We start from the raw sequence: 15,834 nt of genomic DNA, 5'->3' as shown, positions 1-15,834 counted from the left end.
AGCGCCCGCACGGGAAGTCGGCCCGGCCGACTTCCCGTGCAGCACCATCCGCCCTCCCCGGTGGCACCCCCTCCCTGGTGACACCCCGGCCTGGGACGATGGGGTCGACGACCGATCCACCAGGGGGACCGCATGGAGCTACGGCAGCTGCGCTGCTTCGTCGCCGTCGCCGAGGAGCTGCACTTCGGGCGGGCGGCCGAGCGGCTGCTGCTCGGGCAGCCGGCGGTGAGCCAGCAGGTGCGGCGGTTGGAGCGGGAGTTGCGGGTCGAGCTGTTCGACCGTTCGCCCCGGTACGTCCGGCTGACCCCGGCCGGGGAGCGGTTCCTGCCCGCCGCCCGGAACGTGCTGGCCGCCGAGGACGCCGCCCGGGCGCTCGCCGCCGACCTGGCCGCGCCCGCCGTGCTGCGGCTCGGCACCGTCACCGGGCTCGCCGAGCGGCTCGACCTGATCCTGGAGACCTACCAGCAGCGGGCCCCCGGAGTGCGCGTGGAACTGCACTCCGCCCCGGTGCGGGAGCGGCTGGCCCGGCTGTCCGACGGCCGGCTGGACGCCGCCTTCGTTCGCGGGGCGATCGCCGAGCACAGTCCGGACCTGCGCTTCCTGCCCGTCTGGCAGGACGAGTTGGTGCTCGCGCTGCCCGCCCGGCACCCGCTCGCCGACGCGGCCGAGGTGGACCTCGCGGACCTCGCCGAGCTGCCGCTGCGGCTCACCGAGCGGGCCAACCACCCGGCGCTGGTCGACCTGGTGACGGAGGCCTGCGCCCGGGCCGGCTTCCGGCCCGTCCTCGGCCCGGCGCACGGCGCCCTCCAGGACACCCTGGCCTCGATCGGCACCGGCACCCCGATGTGGACGGTGGTGTATGCGGCCAACGCCCGGATGGTGAACACCCACCGGGTCGCCTTCCGCCCCTGCCGCACCCCGCTGGCGCTGCCCACCTCGATCGCCGTGCGGCGCTCCGCCCCGGTGCCCCGACTGCTCCTGGAGACCTGCCGCAGAACGCCCCCGACCTGGAACGATCAGGATTCGTGATCGCTGCGAGAGCGGGTCGGGTCTGGGTGCGGACGGCACCGGTCGGGTGGACTGTTCCCAGCCGGAGAACCCGGCGGAAGAGCCCGGCGGAACAGCCGGGCAGGACACCCGGTCAGGAGCCGAAGATGCCGATCGTCACCATCCAGCAGGGCCCGCGCAGCGTCGAGCAGAAGCGCGAGCTGGTCGAGAAGGTCACCCAGGCGTTCGTGGAGACCCTGGAGGTCCCCGCCGAGAGCGTGTTCGTCTTCGTCAACGAGTACCAGCCGGAGAGCTGGGGCGTCGCGGGCACGCTCATCGCGGACCGGTGAGCCCCCGGATCGGCCCGACGTGGCGGCTCAACCCCGCGAACGGGCGCGGGGTCACTGACCGCCCTGGCCGGCGCTGCCCATCGGGCCGATCTTCACCGGGGAGCCGGACCCGTCCGTGACGGGCAGCGAGCCCGCGCCCGGCCAGGGCAGGGTGACCGAGTGGGTCTCGTCCGGCGGGGTCACCACCAGGCCGGTGATCTTGACGCCGGAGCCACCCGAGGTGTTGTTCGGGTAGCTGATGCCGAAGAACGTCGACTTGCCGTTCTTGACGACGCCCGCGACGACCGGCTCGCCAGAGCGCTGGGCGGACAGCGAACCGGCGTTGGTCTTGAGGTCGACGCCCGCATACCCGGTGAGCGAGCAGTCGTGGCCGCTGTGGTTCTTCAACTCGACCACGACGGTGCGGTCGGCGTCGCCGTCGATGGTGCGGTCCACCGCCGTGATCGTCAGGTCGTCGGTCCGGCACTTGCCGCCCGCCTTGCCGCCGTCGGTGGCGCCCGTCCCGCCGGCCGTGGCCTTCCCGCTCGGGGCCGTCCCGCCGGTTCCGCCGGTTCCGCCGGAGCCTGCGGAGCCGCCCGTGGTGGCCTTGGTGGGCGCGGTGGTGACGGTCGCCGCGGCCGTCGGCTTGGCCTGGTCGGTGCCGGTGTCGTCGTTGGGGCCGCAGGCCGTGAGCGACAGACCGGCGGCAACGACCAGGGCGGCGGCGAAGGTGGCCTTGTGAACGCGCATCGTGACTTCCTCGATATCGGGTGGCGGTGGCGGCTGCTCGGCACGGATCGGTACGAGCGGCGGTTCTGGTGAGCAGGACCACCCGGGCCGATGAACCGTTCCGTCCGACCATCCGTCAGGACAGTGCTGTTACACGGCCCGCCGACCACGAAGCGCCGGAGCGGGACCCCCGCCCAGCCGGGACAGCGGTTCCCACCGCCCCCGCACCCCCAACACCTGGCCACCCCCCACTGGGACACACCCGTGACCCGACGGACCTTGACCCGTTGGATCTTGACCCCGGCCGCCCCCGGCCGCCCCCGCCCGAGCACCGGATCGGCTCCGTCGCCACCCCGTGGTCCCAACTCGCCCATTTCCCGGCCAACTCGGATCGCTCGGACGGCAACCCCCGCACTCCCCGGCCGGTCCGGGCACGTCATCGTGACCGCGCCCGACGGGCGCCGGGGGGCTGTCACCGAGCCGGTCCTTCGTCCACCGACAATCCCCTGACCGGACATGGCCAAATCTCGCCGGTACGGAGTGGGGGGTGGAGTTAGCCTGACGACATGGTTGCAAACTACAAGGAAGAAGTGGCCATGAGTGACCAGGAGTTCGTCAGCGGACCCGCTCTGATCCTCCGGTCCCTCGCCTCGCACCCCGAGCGGCGGGCCATCACCTCCGCCGACGGCGACGAGATCACCGCCGGCGACTTCGCCGCCACCGCCTACCGCCTCGCCCACGAGCTCCTCGCCCGCGGCGTCGGCCGCGGCAGCACCGTCACCCTGCTCACCGGCAACACCCCCGAGGCCCTCGCCGCCCGCTACGCGGCCGGCCTGGCCGGGGCCCGGGTGGTCAACCTGTACGACGGGATGAGCGCCCCCGTGCTGGCCGAGATCGTGGCCAGCGTGGACACCACCGCGCTCCTCGTCGACGCCGAACGGTACGCGGGCGCCGCCGAGTTGCTGCCGCTGATCGACGTCCCGACGGTCCTCACCCTCGGCCCCGGCCCCGACACCACCGGGAGCATCGGGGAGGACGCCATCGCCGCCTCCGCCGTCCACCCCGCCACCGACCCCGCCGTCCCCCTCGGCCCCGGCGACGACATCGGCATCCGCCACACCGGTGGCACCACAGGCATCCCCAAGGGCATCCTCAGCCTCCACGGCCCCTACCACGACATGTTCCACGTCGACTTCGCGGGCACCGACGACGAGGAGCCGCCCCGGCTGCTCGCCGCCACCTCGCTCGCCCACCTGTCGGGCGTGCTCGCCGACGTGGCGCTCCAGCGCGGCGGATCCGTCGTCCTCCAGCGCAGCTTCGAACCCGGCGAGGTCCTCGCCGCGATCGAGCGCGAGCGGATCACCGACCTCTGGACACTGCCCCCGCTGATCTACCAGCTGCTCGACCACCCGGCCGTCGGCAGCACCGACCTGTCCAGCCTGCGCCGGCTCGACTACGGCGGCTGCGCCGCCTCCCCGGCCCGGATCCGCGAGGCCCTCAAGGTGTTCGGGCCGGTGCTGGTCAGCCTGTACGGCATGTCCGAGGCCCAGAAGATCGCTTACCTCACCGCCGAGGAGCACACCCGGTTCACGGACGACGGCCCGCTCCCGGTCGGCCGGCCGTTCCCCGACGTGGACGTGGAGGTCCGTGCCGCCGACGGCACCGTGCTGCCCGCCGGCGAGCAGGGCGAGATCCACGTCCGCTCCGCCACCCTGATGGCCGGCTACTGGAAGCTGCCCGAACTCACCGCCAAGGTCCTGCGCGACGGCTGGCTGGACACCGGCGACATCGGCTACTTCGACGCCGACGGCTACCTCTACCTCGCCGACCGCCTCAAGGACCTGATCATCGTCGTCGGCGGCCACGTCTACCCCACCGAGGTCGAGGAACTCCTCCTCACCCACCCGGCCATCGCCCAGTGCGCCGTCTACGGCGTCCGCGACGACCAGCAGGCCGAACACGTCCACGCCGCGGTCGTCCCCGCCCCCGGCCAGCGGCCCGACCTGGAGGACGTCCGCGCCTTCGTCACCGCCAACAAGGGCCGCCTCTACGCCCCCGAAGCCCTCCACCTGGTCGACGCCATCCCGCTCACCTCCGTCGGCAAGCCCGACAAGAAGCGCCTGCGCCAGGCCCTCGCCCACTGAACCCGCCCGGGGCGTTCCCCGGGCCGGGCCCGGCGACGGGGAACGCCCCGGACCGGGCCCGGCCCGGGGATCGCCCCAGTCCGGGGTTCGCCCCAGCGCGAGGTCCGGAGCGCGATGGGACGCGCACCGAAACCCCACCGAACCCCGGCCGGATCCCCACCCGCTTTCACCCCAAGGCGGGGTTTGGCTCAATGAACCACCGCCCCGGTGCCGAGAAGCCAACGGGGGGTGGCGGCGCTGAGGGCTGCCACCCCTCCCCCGGCCCGGCGCCGGGCCGGATTCACTCCGGGCTAGGAGCCCCAGCGGTCTCGTCGGCCGCATCAGCCCCGTCGCCCGCATCGCCCGCCGCCAGGCAGCACCGTACGAAGTCCCGCACCACCGGGTTCCCGTCGTCCGCCGCGGCCCACGCCACCGCGATCCGGCTCGGGCTGACCCCGCTCACCGGCCGGTAGGCGATCCCCGGCCGGGCGTAGAAGCGGGCCGTGGACGCGGGGGCGAGCGCGACCCCGTAACCGTTGGCGATGGCGCTCAGCCAGTCGTCCGGGTGCTCCACCACGGCGCCGAAGCGGACCGGGTGGCCCTCCCGCTCGTCGGCGGCGACCCAGTAGTCCCGCCAGCGGCCGGTCTCGGCCGGGGCCGCGACGAAGGGCTCGTCCCACAACTCCCGGAACGGGACCACCTCCAGCGCCGCCAACCGGTGCGCCGACGGCAGCGCGACCCACCGCGGCTCGGTGAACAGCTCGGCCACCCGCCACCCCTCCTGCCCCGGGAACGGCAGCCGCAGCAGCGCCACGTCGGCCTCCCCGGCGGCCAGCCCGGCCGTCGGGTCCGACCAGGCGGTGTGCCGCATCTCGACCCGCCAGCCGGGATTGCGGTCGGTGAACCCGGCGACGATGCCCGGCGTGGCCTCGTTGGCGGCGCTGGCCAGGAAGCCCACCCGCAGCACCCGCCCCGCCCGGCTGGCCGCGCCCCTGGCCTCGCGCAGCGTCGCGTCCCAGTCGGCCAGCAGGCCCGGCACCCGCGCGGCGAGGCTCCGCCCGGCCACGGTGAGCGCCATCCCGCCCCGGGAGCGGACGAACAGCGGCACCCCGAGCAGCTTCTCCAACTGCCGGACCTGCTTGGTCAGCGCGGGCTGGGAGACGTACAGCCGCTCGGCCGCCCGGGTCAGGCTGCCGTCCTCGGCGACGGCGGCGAAGGTGCGCAGCAGCCGGGTGTCCACATCCATTCCACCAGGTTATGGAAGCCGGTATTGGACGCAAGCGGAGGCCCGCGAAGAGGCTGGAGCCATGTCCATCGCCTGTCTCGTCGTCACCGTCCTCGCCATCGCCGCCAACGCCGGAATCGCCGCCGCCGACTTCGCCAAGGCCCCCTTCGTCCTGGCCAATTCGGCCGAGGTGAAGGTGAAGCCGGAGTGGGTCCCGTGGCTGGCCTCGCTCAAGCTGGCCAGCGCCGTCGGCCTGCTGGTCGGCCTGGTCGCCCTCCCGCCGCTCGGCCTCGCGGCCGCGGTCGGGCTGGTGCTGTTCTACCTCGGCGCCGTGGCGACCCACGTCCGCACCCGGGTCCTCCACAACCTCCACTTCCCGGCCGGCTACCTGGCCCTGGCCGTCGCCACCCTGGCCCTCACCGCCACCCGCTGACCGGCCTACACCACCACCGCGCACACCTTGGTGGTGCCGTCCAGCACCGGCCACTCGGCACCGTACCGGCCGTTGTGGGCCGGGCAGTTGTCCCGGACGGTGACGACGGCCGCGACCGCCAGGATCACGTTGGCGCCCTGCGGAACCCGCCCGGAGCCGCAGTCCCACACCACGTCCAGCCAGGCGGTGTACCTCCGGAAGTCGCCGGTGGTGCCGACGAAGCACTGGCCGTACCGGAACTGCCGCTCGATGCACAGCACCGTGACCGAGTGGTCCCGGTTGGTGTGGCCGTACGCGGCGCGCCCCTGGCCCGCCGGACAGCTCGCCGCGGCGGTGGCGACCACGGCGACCCGGTTGAACGCGCTGCCGCCCCGGCAGTCCACCGCGACCGGCGCGTTGCGGCTCCACTGCTCGCGCCCGGTGTTGTAGACGTCCAGGCAGTCACCGGCGTGGATCGCGGCGAAGGCCACGTCGACCGGGTCGGGCGGGAGCGGCGGCGGGGTGTACGTGCGCGCGGGGGTCGGTGCGGGGGTCGGTGCGGGGGTCGGCGTGGGGGTGGGCGTGGGGGTGGGAGCCGGGGCCGGCGCCGGTGGATCGGGCACCCGGCTGTGCGTCGTCGGCGCGGGCCAGGGCCCGGCCGCCGACGCCGGGACCGAGGCCGACGGGCTCGCATCCACCAACCCGCCCGCCACCTGCTGGATCGGCTTCCAGAGCGCGAACAGCAGCAGCCCGAGCACCAGCGCCGCGCCGAGCAGCGGGACGGTGATGTGGAAGTGCTGGTCCCGGCCCGCCTGGTTGACCCGCCCGTGGCCGCTCGCCGTGGCATTGAGGTTGAGGTTGACGTTGCGCGGGCCGCGCTCCGGCCGGTCCGGGCCGGGTGGCGGCCCCTGGGGGCTCACCCGCCCTCACCGTTCGTTGACGTGGATGTCCCCGACGGCCTGGTTGATCCGGGCCCGTCCGGAGGCCTCGGCGGTCATGGTGACCGACTGCTGCGGCACGGCGGGCGCCGATCCGCCGGCCAACTCCTCGACGAGCGAGCGCAGTTGTGTGGCCGCGCCGGGATCGGTGGCGAGCAGCCGACGCAGCCGGGCGCCCCACAGGTCGACCACCTCCCGCTCCGCCTGCTCGTCCCCCGCACGACGCGCCTGCGCCACGTCCTCGCGCGACTCGCCCAGCTCGGCGAGCACCGTCTCGGCCCGCTCGGGGTGCCGACGGCGCCACAACTCCCCGACGGCGGCACGGATCCGCTCCCAGGCGGTGGTGGTCAGCTGCTGGACGACGGCCGTCGCGGCGACGCCCGCGAGTGAGCTCAGTTCCGGGTCCATGGTCTCCCCCGACGGATATGGACGCTCTTCCGGTGCACCGGTGTTCCGGTCACGAGCGTTATACCCTGCCGGAGCGCCGGGCACCACGCGGACCGCACCGTTCCGCTGCGGCTACAGTTCCGCGAGGAACTCCCTTACGGTTACCGCGAGTTCGTCGGTAGCGGTGATCGGCGGCAGATGGTCGCCGACCAGCGTTGTCACAACACCCCAGCTCGGGATGGCGGGCCGCGAACTGGTAGGAGTTGATCGCCCCGAGAGGTGGCCGTGCAGCGCGAGCGGCGGACGGCCGGCGCCGCCGAAGTCCAGGTAGGACAACCGGCGGTTGATGAGATCACCATACTCATGACTCGGACGTACGTGCAAGACGCACGTCCGAGACGTACGTCCGAACCGTCCATGCCGCCCGGACGCGTGGGGCACCCGCCCGGCGCGGATGTGCAAGACGGACGTCCGTCCGAGACGCCCGTACGAGACGAGCGCGCGAGACGGCCGTCCGATCCACTCCGCCGCTCAGGGAACTACCCGCAGGCCGACGACCCGGCCCGCTCCGCCACCTGGCCGCCCGGGCGCATCAGGCCGCGCCGAAGTGCCGCTTGGTGTCCGCGACCAGGGTCCGCAGGAAGGACCGGTTCGGCAGGTCCGTCAGCGCGGCCGGGCGGGCCAGCAACGGGTTGGGCTCGAAGGCGAAGGTCCAGGTGAACCGGGTGCCGGTCGGGGTGGGCTCGACCAGGTAGTCCTCCCCGAAGCGCCGGAACAGCGGCAGGCTCGCCGAGGTGACGCAGAAGGAGTGCCGGGATCCCTCCTCCCAGCGCACGAACTCCTCCCGCAGGCGCAGCAGCCGCATCGCGGTGATCTCGCGGGTCGTGCCGACGCCGTGCGGGGGTCGCGAGGTGTAGCGGCCGCCGGCCAGGCCCCGGCACCAGGACAGCGGCGCGTCACCGGCGAGCCCCCGCCAGACCGCCTCCGGCGTCACCGGGAGGTCCAGCACGTACGCGTAGCGGTGCGGCGCGGTGTCGAAGAAGGACGGGTCGAAGCGTTCGAGCGTGAACCAGGGCATCGGGGCTCCTCTTCTCACGGGGCCTCACGGGTCTCGCGGATCTCACGGATCTCACGGATCTCACGGGCGGACGTCCCGAGCGTCCCGAGCGTCCCGACCGTCCCGCCCACCGCCCGCAGGGCAAAGGGCAGCAGCCGGTCGGCGGTCTCCTGGGCGGTGGCCTCGTCCACATCCTCGGGCAGGTGCGGGGTGAGCAGGAAGTGGGTCATCACCGGTCCGACCACCACCTCGCCGAGCAGGTCCACGCCGTCGAGCGGCGGGATCTCCCCGCGCTCGACGGCCCGCCGGACGACCTCCGCGACCCGCCCGTACACCGGCTGGAGGAAGGCCGTCACCAGCGCCTGGGCCAGGGCCGTGTTGTGGGCGGCCTCGCCGATCAGGGCGCGGATCAGCCGGCCGGGCTCGCCGGTCATGCTCGCCGCCTTGTCCCGTAGGACGACCCGCAGGTCGCCCTCCAGTCCGCCGGTGTCCGGCTGCTCGTAGGAGCTCTCGCCGTGCAGCGCGGCGGCGGCGATCACCAGGTCCTCCTTGGACGACCAGCGGCGGTAGAGGGTCGCCGTGGAGACCCCGGCCCGGGCCGCCACCGCGGCGGTGGTCAGCCCGCCGTAGCCGCTCTCCGCGAGGACGGCGAGCGTGGCGTCCAGCAGCGCCCGGTCCCGGGCGGCGTCACGGGGGCGCCCCCGGCGCGCTGTGGCGGCCGGTGCGGCGCTGGAGGTCGTGGTGCTGGACCGGGTGGTGCTGGACGGGGTGGTGCTGCGGCTCATGCCGGAAGTCTACCGAGAACTAGAAACGAAATCGTTTCGTTTCGTTTATGCTCGACGGCATGAGCCTCTCTGCCGAAGCCACGCCCACAGCCGCGCCCGCCTCCGCCGAAGCCACCCCCGCCGTCGGCCCCGCGACGGCCACCCCCGCCGCCGGCCCCGCCGCCGACCCCGCCGCGACCGTCGCCCGCCTGCACGCCGCCTTCGCCACCGGCCGCACCAAGCCCCTCGCCTGGCGCAAGGCCCAACTCCGCGCCCTGCGAGGCCTGCTGGTCGACCAGGAGGCCGTCTTCGCCGCCGCCCTCCACGCCGACCTCGGCAAGAGCGCCGCCGAGGCCTACACCACCGAGATCGGCTTCACGGTCAACGAGATCGACCACACCCTGCGCCACCTCGACGGCTGGCTGCGCCCGCGCCGCATCCCCGTCCCGCTCGCCCTGCTGCCCGCCCGGGCCCGGACGGTCCGCGAGCCCCTGGGCACCGTGCTGATCATCAGTCCGTGGAACTACCCGCTCCAGCTCGCCCTGGCCCCGCTGGTCGGCGCGCTCGCCGCGGGCAACTGCGCGGTGGTCAAGCCCAGCGAACTCGCCCCCGCCACCTCCGCCGCCCTCGCCCACTGGCTGCCCCGCACCCTCGACCGGCAGGCCGTCGCCGTCGTCGAGGGCGGCGTGCCGGAGACCGGCGCCCTGCTGGAGCAGCGCTTCGACCACGTCTTCTACACCGGCAACGGCACCGTCGCCCGCATCGTCATGACCGCCGCCGCGCGCCATCTCACCCCCGTCACCCTGGAGTTGGGCGGCAAGAGCCCGGTCGTCGTCGAACCCGGCACCGACCTCGCCACCGCCGCCCGCCGGATCGCCTGGGGCAAGTTCATGAACGCCGGCCAGACCTGCGTGGCCCCCGACTACGTCCTCGCCATCGGCGACACCGCCACCGAGCTCGAACGCCAACTCACCGCCGCCGTCCGCGAGATGTACGGCACCGACCCGGCCCGGAGCCCCGACTACGGCCGCATCGTCAACGAGCGCCACTTCGACCGGCTGACGGCCCTGCTCGCCGACGGCCGCATCGTCACCGGCGGCGACCACCACCGCGCCGACCGCTACCTCGCGCCCACCGTCCTGGCCGACGTCGACCCGGACGCCCCGGTGATGCGCGAGGAGATCTTCGGCCCCGTCCTGCCGATCATCCGCGTCCCCGACCTCGACGCCGCGATCGCCTTCATCACCGCCCGCGACAAGCCCCTCGCCCTCTACGCCTTCACCGCCTCCGACACCACCAAGCGCCGCCTCACCACCGAGACCTCCTCCGGCGCCCTCGCCTTCGGTGTCCCCAACGCCCACATCGTCGTCCCCGGCCTCCCCTTCGGCGGCGTCGGCGAGAGCGGCCTCGGCCGGTACCACGGCGCCCACTCCATCGACACCTTCAGCCACACCAAGTCCGTCCTCGACAAGCCCCTCCTCGCCGACCCCCTCCGCCCCGCCTACCCGCCCTTCACCCCCCTCAAGTCCCGCCTCCTGCGCCGCCTCCTCTGACCGGCACGACGGCGGATCGACTCAGCCCGCCTGAGTACCCGTACGGATGCGGAGCGCCCTGGCCGCCCCTAGCGTTCTGCGAGCCAGAGCACACGCATGACGACGACGGGGAAAGGCACACCATGGACGCCATCGCGATCCGACCGGCCGAACGGCACACCTCCGCAAGCACCCTGCACAACCCGGGTCGCCCGGGCAGCTCCGGCGACGACCCCGACACCGGCTGGTCCAGGCGGCGCGGCCGCCGCCCCTGACCGCACCGCCGCCACACCGCCGCCGCACCGGCTACGCTGCCGATCGATCGTCAACTCACCCCGGGGGGAAGCATGGTCAACCAGATCATCGGCGACGTCACCATCGGCGGCCAGGTCGTCCAGTCGACGAACGTCACCATCAACGGCCCGGCCCAGAACAGCCCGGGCCCGGACGCCCCGGCCGCGGGCGACTCCGCCCGCAGCACGGCCGACCTGGCCCGGGGCGTCACGGAGGACCTCGCCCACCCGGGCGCACAGGTCCGGCTCACCCACGGCGAACACCGTGCCGTCCTGCGCCTGCTGGCGCACCTGGACGACACCGACGCCCCGGAGGCCGCCGTGGCCCGCGAACTGGCCGACCGGCTCCGGGGCCGGTCGGGTCAGAGCCGGAACAGCGGCTGGTAGGCGTTGCCCTCCACCGCGTTGAGCAGCACGTACGACGGCCCGAGGCCGAGGGTGACCTCGCGCAGACGGGCCAAGGCCTCGGCCGCGGTCGGGACTTCGAGCCCGATCGCGGCCGCGGCCGCGTCCCGGTCGGCGAGCAGGTCGGGCTCGTCGGCCAGGTAGTCCTCGGCCGCCTCCGTGCTCTCCTCCTCGGTCAGCCGCACGCAGTCCCGCCACCACGGCACCGCCAGCAGCAGCCGGACCAGCTCCTCCAGGCTGACGGCCAGCAGCGCCGCGCCGCCCTCCGAGTCGGCGTAGAGGACGGGACGTTCGTCGCCGCCCTCGCCGCAGAGGAAGAAGGTGCCGCCCGCACCGCACTTGGCGACCTCCTCCAGGGCTTCGCCGGAGGCGAGCACGACCTCCTCCACGTGGGAGTAGGCGTCGAGGGAGAAGTCCCCGGGCCAGAGCAGGAAGTCGACGGTGGCGGGGGTCGCCCGCAGGCGATCGAGGAACGACATGCCGCACACCCTACGAGCCCGCTCCGACAACCCCGACGAAGGAACGAGACACGGTGAACGAAACAGGCGGTACCGGCGGAACCGACGGGCGAGCCGCCCGGACCGCGCTCTTCGAGGAGCACCGCCCGCACCTGCGCGCCGTCGCCTACCGGATGCTCGGCTCGGTCAGCGAGGCCGACGACGCGCTCCAGGACGCCTGGCTGCGGTACGACCGAACCGACACGGCCACCGTGGCCAACCTCGGCGGCTGGCTGACCACAGTGGTGTCCCGGGTCTGCCTGAACCTGCTGCGCGACCGCGCCGCCCGCCGGGAGGAGCCGCTCCAACCGGTCGGACCGGACGGCGCGAGCGGCCCCGAGCGGCTGCCGGACCCGCTGCTGCGCCGGGAGGGGGTGGTCGACCCGGAGCAGGAGGTGATGCTCGCGGACTCGGTCGGTCTGGCGCTGATGGTGGTGATGGAGTCGCTGTCGCCCGCCGAGCGGGTCGCCTTCGTGCTGCACGACCTGTTCGCGGTGCCGTTCGAGGAGATCGCCCCGCTGATCGGGAAGACCTCGGCCGCGACCCGCCAACTGGCCGGCCGGGCCCGCCGCAAGGTGCAGGCGCAGCCCGCGCCCGACCGGGACCTGGGCCGTCAGCGGCTGGCCGTGGACGCCTTCTTCGCCGCCTCCCGCACCGGCGATCTGGAGGCGCTGGTCGCCGTACTGGACCCGGACGTGGTGCTGCGCTCGGACGGCGGCGCCGGACTGGCCCGCCACACCGTGGTGCTCACCGGTGCCGCGACGGTGGCCGGGCAGGCCGTCCTGTGGGGCAGGCTGTCGCCGTTCGCCCGCCCGGCGCTGGTCAACGGCGCCGCGGGCGCGGTGGTCATCGGCGCCAACGGCCGGGCGCTGTCGATCATGGCGTTCACCGTCGTGGCCGGCGCGATCACCGCGATCGACGTGATCGCCGACCCGGAGCGGCTGGCGGCCTTCGACCTCTCGGCCTTCCGGGACTGACGGCGACCGACGCGACCGACCGCCGCCGGCCACGACCGGCCACGACCGACCGCGACCGGCCACGAGTGAACCGGCGGCGGTGGGAGGGCGAACCGCCCTCCCACCCCCGCCGCCTCACCGCCCGGCCTCACCGCCCGACGGCACCGTCCAGCTGCTCCCGGATGATGTCCGCGTGCCCGGCGTGCCGCCCGGTCTCCTCGATCATGTGCACCAGCACCCAGCGCAGCGACGGCCCTTCGACCGCGTCGGGCCGCAGCGAGCGCACGCCCGGCCGGTCAAGGTCGGGGGCGGCCGCGACCACCGCGTTCGCCCGGGCGATCGCGTCCCGGTAGGCGGCGACCGCCGAGGCCGTGGAGAGCTCCGCCGGCGGGGCGTCCGACGTCAGGGCCGGCTCGTCCCCGAGGCCGCCGTACGCGTACTCGAACCAGTTGTACTCGACCACGGCCAAGTGCCGCACCAGCCACAGCAGGCTGGTGCCGGAGGCGACCCCGGGCCGCCGGGCGTCCTCGTCGGAGAGGTCCTCCACCTTGCCGATCACGGCCTCGCGCAGGTAGTCGAGGAAGGACAGCAGGGTGGTCCGCTCATCGGCGTTCAGGCCGGGCGGACGGACGTCGGGGCGCGGGCTGGGCGCGGTGTTCTCGGTCACCGCGCCACCCTAGCCACCCGAACCGACACCCCGACGACCAACCGGCCCGACGCCCCGACGCCCCTGACGCCCCTGACGGCCCGACACCCAACCGCCCCGTCACCACCCCTGCGCGTGCACCCAGTCCGCGAGGTGCCGGGCGCAGCCGTCGACCGACTCCTGCCAGCTGCGGGCCGCACCGTCCCCGGCCTCGTCGCTGACGTACTTGACCAGCCGCACCGGCACCCCGGCCCGGTGGGCGACGGTGGCGACGGCGTAGCCCTCCATGTCGACCAGGTCGGCGTGCTCGGCGAGCCGCTCCTTGGCGTCCGGGGAGTCGACGAACAGGTCACCGGTGGCCAGCACCGGTCCGTCGCCCTTGCCGACCACCAGCGGGGCGCCGTAGCTGCGGCCGGTGAGGTGCTGGAGTGCGGCGGTGTTCAGGTCGTGCTGGATCACCTGGACGACGTGGTGCATGCCCTCCCAGCCGGGGCGCAGCGCGCCGGCCGTGCCGAGGTTGATCACCTCGGAGGGGAGTTCGCCCTGCGCCAGCACGGTGGCCAGGGCCGCGGTGGCGTTGACCTTCCCTATCCCGGTGAGCAGCACGGGCAGCCGGTCGTCGAGGTGGGCGGCCTCCTCGCGGACCGCGACGACGAGCAGCGGGCGGTCGGGCGAGATCGTTCCAAGCAGTCGCATGGGGCCCATGGTACGGAGCACGGGGGTGCCGGGCCCGGCGGCCGCGCGGCGCGGAACCGCGGGGGCCCCGGCGGGCGTCGCAGCGGGCGCCACCTCTCCGTGGGGCCGGTGCGATCGGTGACAACCGGTGACAATCGGCACAAGCCGTACGGAGGCGTGCGGAAACCGTGCACGACATGCTCAAGATCGGCGCAAGTCAGGTGTGGCCGGAGGGAGTCACGGCCATACTGCTGCCATCGGTCGGGCCCGGGGAGACGGGCCGGCCCCAGGGGAGGATGAGGCGGGTGGCGACACCAGTAGGCAACGGCGCACCGGGCGCCGCGTTCCCGGCACGACCGGGCACGCCGCCGGCCGCACCGGGGACGGCGGCGTTCGGCGCACCAACGGCGACCCCGGGCGCACCGGGCACCCTGGGAGCACCGGGAGCGCCGGCACCCCGGGGAGCGGCGTTCCCCGGTCCGGCCGCGCCCCGACCGAGCGCCGCACCGCCCGCGAAGCGGCCCCGGGCCACTGCGCCGGAGCGCGGGGTGCGCGCCCGGCTGGCCCAGGCCACCCGCACGCCCCCGGGCCGGCTGCGGATCGCCGGGGTGGTGCTCGCGGTGCTGACCGTGGCCTTCGGCGGGCTCACCGCCTGGCAGTTGGAGACCAGGGCGCAGGCCGCCGACCGGGTGGTCTCGTACAGTCAGCCGCTCAGCCGGGACGCCGCCGAGATCCACCGCTCGCTGGCCGACGCCGCCACCACCGCGGCCTCCGGCTTCCTGCTGGCCGGCGCCGAGCCCAAGGACGTCCGGGCCCGCTACGAACAGGACCTCGCCCAGGCCGCCAAGCTGATCTCCCAGGCCGCCGCCCGGACCACCTCGACCTCCCCGGCCCAGGACTCACTCGCCCGGCTGAACCAGCAACTCCCGGTGTACGCCGGTCTGGTGGAATCCGCGCGGGCCGACAACCGGCAGGGCATCCCGCTCGGCGGAGCTTACCTGCGGTACGCCTCCGAGCAGATGCAGACCGTCCTGCTGCCGGCCGCCGCCGAGCTGAACACCATCGAGAACCACGAGCTGGTGACCGACTACGCCGCGGCCCGGTCCACGCCGTGGGGCGCGTACGGCCTGGCGGTGCTCACCCTGGCCGCGCTGGGCTGGGTGCAGCTGACCCTGTTCCGCCGCACCAACCGGGTGTTCAACGTCGGCCTGCTGGGCGCCACCGCCGCCGTCCTGGCCGGCACGCTCTGGCTCGCCGTGGCCGGGCTGACCACCGGCTCGGCGTTGAAGAAGAGCGACCTCGAAGGGGCCTTCCCGCTGCAGGCCCTCAACTCGGCCCGGGTGGACATGCTGACGGCGCGCCTGGCGGAGAACCTGAACCTGGTCGCGCGCGGCTCCACCGCCACCTACGCCACCCAGTACGACGACGTCACCAAGCGCCTCGCCGGGACGGCCGGCAAGGGCACCCCGATGCGCGACCGGGCCGGCACGCTCTCCAACGCGCTGATCCTCGCCCCCGCCGCCGCGGACCAGCCGCTGGCCACCGCCGCCCAGCAGTACGACGAGTGGCAGGACCGGTACCGCAAGGCGCGCACCGCCGAGGTCGAGAACGCCGACTACCAGGGCGCCCTGAACGCGACGGTGTCCGCCACCGACACCACCACCACCGCCGACGCCGCCTTCAACGCCACCGACCGGGCACTGGCCCAGGCCGCCGACGCCGAGCAGGCCCGCTTCACGGCCTACGCCGACGGCACCGCCGGGGACCTCCGGCTGGCGGCCGGCGCCGCCGCCGTGCTCGGCCTGGCGGCCGCGGTCGCCGCGCTGCGCGGCCTGGGCCGACGACTCGCCGAGTACCGGTAGAGGGGGAACGGACACTC

The 15,834-nt window shown here is 74.4% G+C and carries 19 protein-coding genes; 9 read left to right on the top strand and 10 right to left on the bottom strand.

What is annotated here, in order from left to right; translation table 11 throughout:
- Positions 1-132 precede the first annotated feature (132 nt).
- The gene (locus ACFV8H_RS26370) at positions 133-1,029 is read left to right on the top strand and encodes a LysR substrate-binding domain-containing protein (RefSeq protein WP_380404421.1); all 897 of its coding nucleotides are present in this window, start codon (positions 133-135) and stop codon (positions 1,027-1,029) included.
- A gap of 125 nt (positions 1,030-1,154) precedes the next feature.
- A complete protein-coding gene (dmpI, locus tag ACFV8H_RS26365; RefSeq protein WP_375888141.1) occupies positions 1,155-1,337 on the top strand; it encodes a 4-oxalocrotonate tautomerase DmpI in 183 nt (60 codons plus the stop codon).
- A 51-nt stretch (positions 1,338-1,388) separates the two neighbouring features.
- Here dmpI and ACFV8H_RS26360 read toward each other — a convergent pair whose 3' ends face one another.
- On the bottom strand, positions 1,389-2,066 hold the full coding sequence (locus ACFV8H_RS26360) for a DUF4232 domain-containing protein (RefSeq protein ID WP_380404418.1): 678 nt from the start codon (positions 2,064-2,066) through the stop codon (positions 1,389-1,391).
- 575 nt (positions 2,067-2,641) lie between these two features.
- Here ACFV8H_RS26360 and ACFV8H_RS26355 point away from each other — a divergent pair.
- Complete coding sequence (locus ACFV8H_RS26355; protein ID WP_380404415.1) at positions 2,642-4,189, top strand: AMP-binding protein; 1,548 nt, start codon at positions 2,642-2,644, stop codon at positions 4,187-4,189.
- A gap of 280 nt (positions 4,190-4,469) precedes the next feature.
- Here ACFV8H_RS26355 and ACFV8H_RS26350 read toward each other — a convergent pair whose 3' ends face one another.
- On the bottom strand, positions 4,470-5,414 hold the full coding sequence (locus tag ACFV8H_RS26350; protein ID WP_380404412.1) for a LysR family transcriptional regulator: 945 nt from the start codon (positions 5,412-5,414) through the stop codon (positions 4,470-4,472).
- Between the two features lie 61 nt (positions 5,415-5,475).
- Between ACFV8H_RS26350 and ACFV8H_RS26345 the strand changes: the two genes are divergently transcribed.
- Positions 5,476-5,826 (top strand): DoxX family protein, encoded by a 351-nt coding sequence (locus tag ACFV8H_RS26345; RefSeq protein WP_380404409.1) that lies wholly within the window; start codon positions 5,476-5,478, stop codon positions 5,824-5,826.
- A gap of 5 nt (positions 5,827-5,831) precedes the next feature.
- Here the strand turns inward: ACFV8H_RS26345 and ACFV8H_RS26340 are convergent, their stop codons facing one another.
- From ACFV8H_RS26340 to ACFV8H_RS26320, 5 genes are all read right to left on the bottom strand, one after another.
- Complete coding sequence (locus ACFV8H_RS26340) at positions 5,832-6,725, bottom strand: hypothetical protein (protein ID WP_380404406.1); 894 nt, start codon at positions 6,723-6,725, stop codon at positions 5,832-5,834.
- Positions 6,726-6,731: 6 nt separating this feature from the next.
- A complete protein-coding gene (locus ACFV8H_RS26335) occupies positions 6,732-7,151 on the bottom strand; it encodes a hypothetical protein (protein ID WP_380404403.1) in 420 nt (139 codons plus the stop codon).
- A gap of 111 nt (positions 7,152-7,262) precedes the next feature.
- A complete protein-coding gene (locus ACFV8H_RS26330) occupies positions 7,263-7,466 on the bottom strand; it encodes a hypothetical protein (RefSeq protein ID WP_380404401.1) in 204 nt (67 codons plus the stop codon).
- A gap of 256 nt (positions 7,467-7,722) precedes the next feature.
- A complete protein-coding gene (locus ACFV8H_RS26325) occupies positions 7,723-8,208 on the bottom strand; it encodes an SRPBCC family protein (RefSeq protein WP_380404399.1) in 486 nt (161 codons plus the stop codon).
- Positions 8,209-8,222: 14 nt separating this feature from the next.
- Positions 8,223-8,972: a TetR/AcrR family transcriptional regulator gene (locus ACFV8H_RS26320; protein ID WP_380404396.1), complete on the bottom strand. Its 750-nt coding sequence runs from the start codon at positions 8,970-8,972 to the stop codon at positions 8,223-8,225.
- Between the two features lie 59 nt (positions 8,973-9,031).
- Between ACFV8H_RS26320 and ACFV8H_RS26315 the strand changes: the two genes are divergently transcribed.
- The 3 genes from ACFV8H_RS26315 to ACFV8H_RS26305 all read left to right on the top strand — a co-directional run bounded on the left by ACFV8H_RS26315 (position 9,032) and on the right by ACFV8H_RS26305 (position 11,163).
- Positions 9,032-10,504, top strand: a complete 1,473-nt coding sequence (locus ACFV8H_RS26315) for an aldehyde dehydrogenase family protein (RefSeq protein ID WP_380404393.1) — start codon at positions 9,032-9,034, stop codon at positions 10,502-10,504.
- A 122-nt stretch (positions 10,505-10,626) separates the two neighbouring features.
- Positions 10,627-10,758 (top strand): hypothetical protein, encoded by a 132-nt coding sequence (locus tag ACFV8H_RS26310; protein ID WP_375896225.1) that lies wholly within the window; start codon positions 10,627-10,629, stop codon positions 10,756-10,758.
- Between the two features lie 72 nt (positions 10,759-10,830).
- Positions 10,831-11,163, top strand: a complete 333-nt coding sequence (locus ACFV8H_RS26305) for a hypothetical protein (RefSeq protein ID WP_380404390.1) — start codon at positions 10,831-10,833, stop codon at positions 11,161-11,163.
- Here ACFV8H_RS26305 and ACFV8H_RS26300 read toward each other — a convergent pair.
- Complete coding sequence (locus ACFV8H_RS26300; protein ID WP_380404387.1) at positions 11,139-11,660, bottom strand: hypothetical protein; 522 nt, start codon at positions 11,658-11,660, stop codon at positions 11,139-11,141. The two genes, ACFV8H_RS26305 and ACFV8H_RS26300, sit on opposite strands and share 25 nt — an antisense overlap.
- Before the next feature lie 53 nt (positions 11,661-11,713).
- Here ACFV8H_RS26300 and ACFV8H_RS26295 point away from each other — a divergent pair, with 53 nt between their 5' ends.
- The gene (locus ACFV8H_RS26295) at positions 11,714-12,655 is read left to right on the top strand and encodes a sigma-70 family RNA polymerase sigma factor (RefSeq protein ID WP_380404385.1); all 942 of its coding nucleotides are present in this window, start codon (positions 11,714-11,716) and stop codon (positions 12,653-12,655) included.
- A gap of 127 nt (positions 12,656-12,782) precedes the next feature.
- Here ACFV8H_RS26295 and ACFV8H_RS26290 read toward each other — a convergent pair whose 3' ends face one another.
- Together ACFV8H_RS26290 and ACFV8H_RS26285 are read right to left on the bottom strand one after the other, a co-directional pair.
- The gene (locus ACFV8H_RS26290) at positions 12,783-13,301 is read right to left on the bottom strand and encodes a DinB family protein (RefSeq protein ID WP_380404382.1); all 519 of its coding nucleotides are present in this window, start codon (positions 13,299-13,301) and stop codon (positions 12,783-12,785) included.
- Between the two features lie 99 nt (positions 13,302-13,400).
- Positions 13,401-13,976: a nucleosidase gene (locus tag ACFV8H_RS26285; RefSeq protein ID WP_380404379.1), complete on the bottom strand. Its 576-nt coding sequence runs from the start codon at positions 13,974-13,976 to the stop codon at positions 13,401-13,403.
- 527 nt (positions 13,977-14,503) lie between these two features.
- Between ACFV8H_RS26285 and ACFV8H_RS26280 the strand changes: the two genes are divergently transcribed.
- A complete protein-coding gene (locus tag ACFV8H_RS26280; protein WP_380404377.1) occupies positions 14,504-15,817 on the top strand; it encodes a hypothetical protein in 1,314 nt (437 codons plus the stop codon).
- Positions 15,818-15,834: the final 17 nt, after the last annotated feature.

The organism is Kitasatospora sp. NPDC059827, from assembly GCF_042731675.1.
Classification (GTDB): domain Bacteria; phylum Actinomycetota; class Actinomycetes; order Streptomycetales; family Streptomycetaceae; genus Kitasatospora.
This window is presented reverse-complemented; position numbering and strand designations above follow the sequence as displayed.